The following is a 3,407-nucleotide window of genomic DNA, read 5'->3' on the forward strand; positions in this document are numbered from 1 at the left end:
ACCCGGAGATAATAAGGTGCCTCAACACAAATCTTGCAAAAAGCGTCTGCTTCAGGCCGAAAAGGCCAATGCCATGAACCGTTCGACTCGTTCCGCTATTCGTACCGCCCTCAAGGCCGTCCGTAGCGCAACCACCAAGGAAGAAGCCCTCAAGGCCATGCCGGCTCTGTTCAGCATGCTCGATAAGGCTGCTGCCAAGGGTCGTGCCGGTTTCTGCGCCAATCGCGTCGCTAACTACAAGGCCAAGGCCGCTAAGGTCGTGAACGGCCTCGCCTAATTCGCATTAACTAGCGTTACTGTAAGGCTCTTTTGAATAAGCCGATACGTGTCCGTGTCGGTTTATTCGTGTTTTATATGGATCTTTTCTGTGGATGGACGGACTTCGTTTTGCCCGAACAAATGGTTTCCGTTAGTTTGTCCTTCATTTGGAAAGGGGCTTTTTTTTGATTTTAGGCATTATTCCCAAAAGGGAATGTTGTTTTTTTTCTAAATTAGATATCGTATGTTTACAGGTATTATTCAAGCTACGGGCGAGATTGTCTCGATTGAGAAGCGTGGCGATGCACTTTCGATGCATCTCAGGTCGCCCGGGTTCTTTAAAAATTGCAAGTTGGGCGACAGCGTCGCTAACGATGGAGTGTGTCTTTCTATTGAAAGTTGTACCGATGATGAGGCTGTGTTCTGTCTGATGCATCAGACTGTTGAAAATACTGCCTTCAAGCAGGCTGCCGTGGGTAAGCTTGTGAATTTGGAACTTCCTTGCCGGGCCGACTCCTTTATGGGAGGCCATTTCGTGATGGGGCATGTCGACTGCATTACCGAAGTGATTCAGGTAGAACCTCGCGAAACCGGCGTCGAGGTGGATCTTCGTCTTCCGAAGGACTTGAAGCGCTATGTCATCCGCCGCGGATCTATTTCCCTAAACGGAATTAGCCTTACGGTTGCAGAAAAGTTTGAGGATTCTATTCGCGTGTGCATTATTCCAGAAACCTTGGCCCGCACCAACCTGCGTAACTGGGTGGCGGGAACGATTGTGAATGTTGAAGTCGATATGCTCGGAAAGTATATTGAAAATTATCTAAAGGAACGTGACCTTGCTTAGTACGATTGAAGAGGCCATAGAGGATTTTAAGAACGGCAAGTTTTTAATCGTGGTCGACGATGAGGACCGCGAGAACGAAGGTGACTTTGTCATTGCTGCCGAGAAGATTACGCCTGAGAAGGTGAACTTCATGCTTCACGAGGGAAGGGGGGTGCTCTGCTGCCCGCTTCCGATCAAGCGCTGTCATGAACTCAACCTCACGAGGCAGACTGCCGAGAATACGTCGATTTTGGGAACCCCCTTTACCGTGATGGTCGATAAGATTGAAGGCTGCACCACGGGTGTTTCCGCCCACGACCGTGCGGCGACGATTCTTGCACTTTCGGACCCTGCCTCCAAGCCGAGCGATTTTGGCCGTCCGGGGCATATTTCGCCCCTGTACGCGCAGGAAGAAGGCGTTTTGCGCCGCGCCGGCCATACCGAAGCTGCCGTCGACCTTGCGAAACTTGCCGGACTTAGGCCCGCTGCCGCCCTCATCGAAATCATGAACGAAGACGGCACCATGGCCCGCATGCCCCAGCTCGAGGAAGTGGCCAAGAAGTTCGGTCTCAAGATTATTTCGATTCATGACCTGATTGATTATCGCCTGAAGAACGAAAAATTGGTGCAGCGCGTTGCCGCCCCGAATGTTTCGACTAAGTACGGCAATTTTAAGGCTTATGCTTACCGTAGCAAGACCGATGGCGTAGAACACGTGGCGTGGGTTGCTGGTGATCCGGACTTTAGCAAGCCCGTTTACGTGCGCGTGCATAGCGAATGCCTGACGGGCGACATCTTTGGGAGTCTCCGTTGCGATTGCGGTGAACAGCTTGCCTCGGCCATGAAGTTTATCGGTGAACACGGTGGTGTGTTCCTGTACATGCGTGGCCAGGAAGGTCGCGGAATTGGACTTTGCAATAAGCTGCGCGCCTATGAGCTGCAGGAAAAGGGCCTGGACACGGTCGAGGCCAATCTGCACCTCGGGTTCAAGTCTGATTTGCGCCAGTATGGTACCGGCGCTCAGATTCTTGCTGATCTTGGCGTTAAGGAAATGCGTCTTTTGACGAACAATCCGAGTAAGATTTCGGGCATTTCAGCCTATGGTCTCAAAATTGTGGAACGAGTTCCTATTGAAATCAAGCCGAACAAGGATAACCTTTTCTATTTGCTCACCAAGCAGAAGAAGATGGGGCATCAGCTGCATATCGATGCTGCTACGGCCGAAGAGAATTTGAACGAGGATAAATCGAATGGTTAATGAAATCAAGAATTCCCTGAATGGAAAAGGCCTCAAGATGGCCATCGCCGTCGCTCGCTTTAACGAGGTGGTGACCGATAAGCTCCTGGAAGGGGCAGTGCGTCAGCTTGAATTGCTCGGTGTTGCTGAAAAGGACATTACCGTCGTGCATGTTCCGGGCGCCTTCGAACTCCCAGGTGTGTGCCGCAAGCTTGCCGACTCGAACAAGTTTGATGCCGTGATGGCCATCGGTGCTGTTATCCGTGGTGAAACGAGTCACTATGATGTGGTCGTGAACGCCTCTACCGGTGGAGTTGCAAGTATCGCCGCCGAAGGTAAACTTCCGGTAATTCTCGGCATTCTTACGACTGATACCGTGGACCAGGCGATGAACCGTGCCGGTCTCAAGGCGGGTAACCTTGGTGCAAACTGGGCTGCAACGGCTGTCGAGATGGCAAACCTTTACAAGACTCTGTCCTAATCACTAACCATTAATCACTGATTACTTGTTATGAAACTTAGTTACAGACCCGCACGCGTATTTGCCATGCAACTCTTGTATGCGATGGAAATTACCGGTCAGACTGTTGGAGAAGCTCTTCCGGGAATCCTCGAAAGTGCGCCCCTTCATGCCGAACAGAAAAAGTATGGAATGAAACTGGTGGACCTGGTGCTGGCCCATCGCGAAGAACTGGACGAAAATATCAAGGCTGCCGCTGTGCACTGGGAACTGGACCGCATGGCCTCTCTCGACCGCATTGTACTCCGTATTGCCATGGTGGAACTCTCTTATATTCCGGAAATTCCGATGAAGGTAGCTCTTTCCGAAGCGGTGCAGATTGCGTTCAAGTTCAGCACTGATTCTTCTTCAAATTTTGTAAACGGCATTCTTGCCGGTTTTATGAAGTCCCGCGGCATGGTGGTGACGGAAAAGTAGGAAGGAATAATTTATGATTAAAGAAAAATGGATGAAACATATCTTCGCAGGCATAGCGGCACTTGTGGCACTGGTCGTGTACATGTTGACTATGGCTCCTACGGTAAGCTTCTGGGACTGCGGTGAATTTGTCGCCTGTGCCAATACCTTGG

General features: G+C 50.8%; 5 protein-coding genes. All 5 read left to right on the forward strand.

Annotation, left to right across the window (positions count from 1 at the left end; genetic code table 11):
• Window positions 1-277: 30S ribosomal protein S20 (gene rpsT, locus Q0628_RS08345; protein WP_298770012.1), on the forward strand; the 277-nt coding region annotated here is incomplete at its 5' end.
• 225 nt (window positions 278-502) lie between these two features.
• Window positions 503-1,102, forward strand: a complete 600-nt coding sequence (locus Q0628_RS08350; RefSeq protein WP_298770015.1) for a riboflavin synthase — start codon at window positions 503-505, stop codon at window positions 1,100-1,102.
• Window positions 1,089-2,339, forward strand: coding sequence for a bifunctional 3,4-dihydroxy-2-butanone-4-phosphate synthase/GTP cyclohydrolase II (locus Q0628_RS08355; RefSeq protein ID WP_298770017.1), 1,251 nt, complete (start codon window positions 1,089-1,091; stop codon window positions 2,337-2,339). The genes Q0628_RS08350 and Q0628_RS08355 overlap by 14 nt, the downstream gene beginning before the upstream one ends.
• The gene (gene ribH, locus Q0628_RS08360) at window positions 2,332-2,799 is read left to right on the forward strand and encodes a 6,7-dimethyl-8-ribityllumazine synthase (RefSeq protein WP_298770020.1); all 468 of its coding nucleotides are present in this window, start codon (window positions 2,332-2,334) and stop codon (window positions 2,797-2,799) included. The genes Q0628_RS08355 and ribH overlap by 8 nt, the downstream gene beginning before the upstream one ends.
• A gap of 30 nt (window positions 2,800-2,829) precedes the next feature.
• Window positions 2,830-3,255 carry a transcription antitermination factor NusB gene (nusB, locus tag Q0628_RS08365; protein WP_298770024.1) on the forward strand — a complete coding sequence of 142 codons (426 nt, stop codon included), beginning with the start codon at window positions 2,830-2,832 and terminating at the stop codon, window positions 3,253-3,255.
• Window positions 3,256-3,407 lie beyond the last annotated feature (152 nt).

The organism is uncultured Fibrobacter sp. (assembly GCF_937877005.1).
GTDB lineage: Bacteria > Fibrobacterota > Fibrobacteria > Fibrobacterales > Fibrobacteraceae > Fibrobacter.

Excerpts from the sequence above, each read along its gene's own strand:
- nusB (WP_298770024.1), top strand. The coding sequence starts at position 2,830 with ATGAAACTTAGTTACAGACCCGCACGCGTATTTGCCATGCAACTCTTG.
- Q0628_RS08350 (WP_298770015.1), top strand. The coding sequence starts at position 503 with ATGTTTACAGGTATTATTCAAGCTACGGGCGAGATTGTCTCGATTGAG.
- ribH (WP_298770020.1), top strand. The coding sequence starts at position 2,332 with ATGGTTAATGAAATCAAGAATTCCCTGAATGGAAAAGGCCTCAAGATG.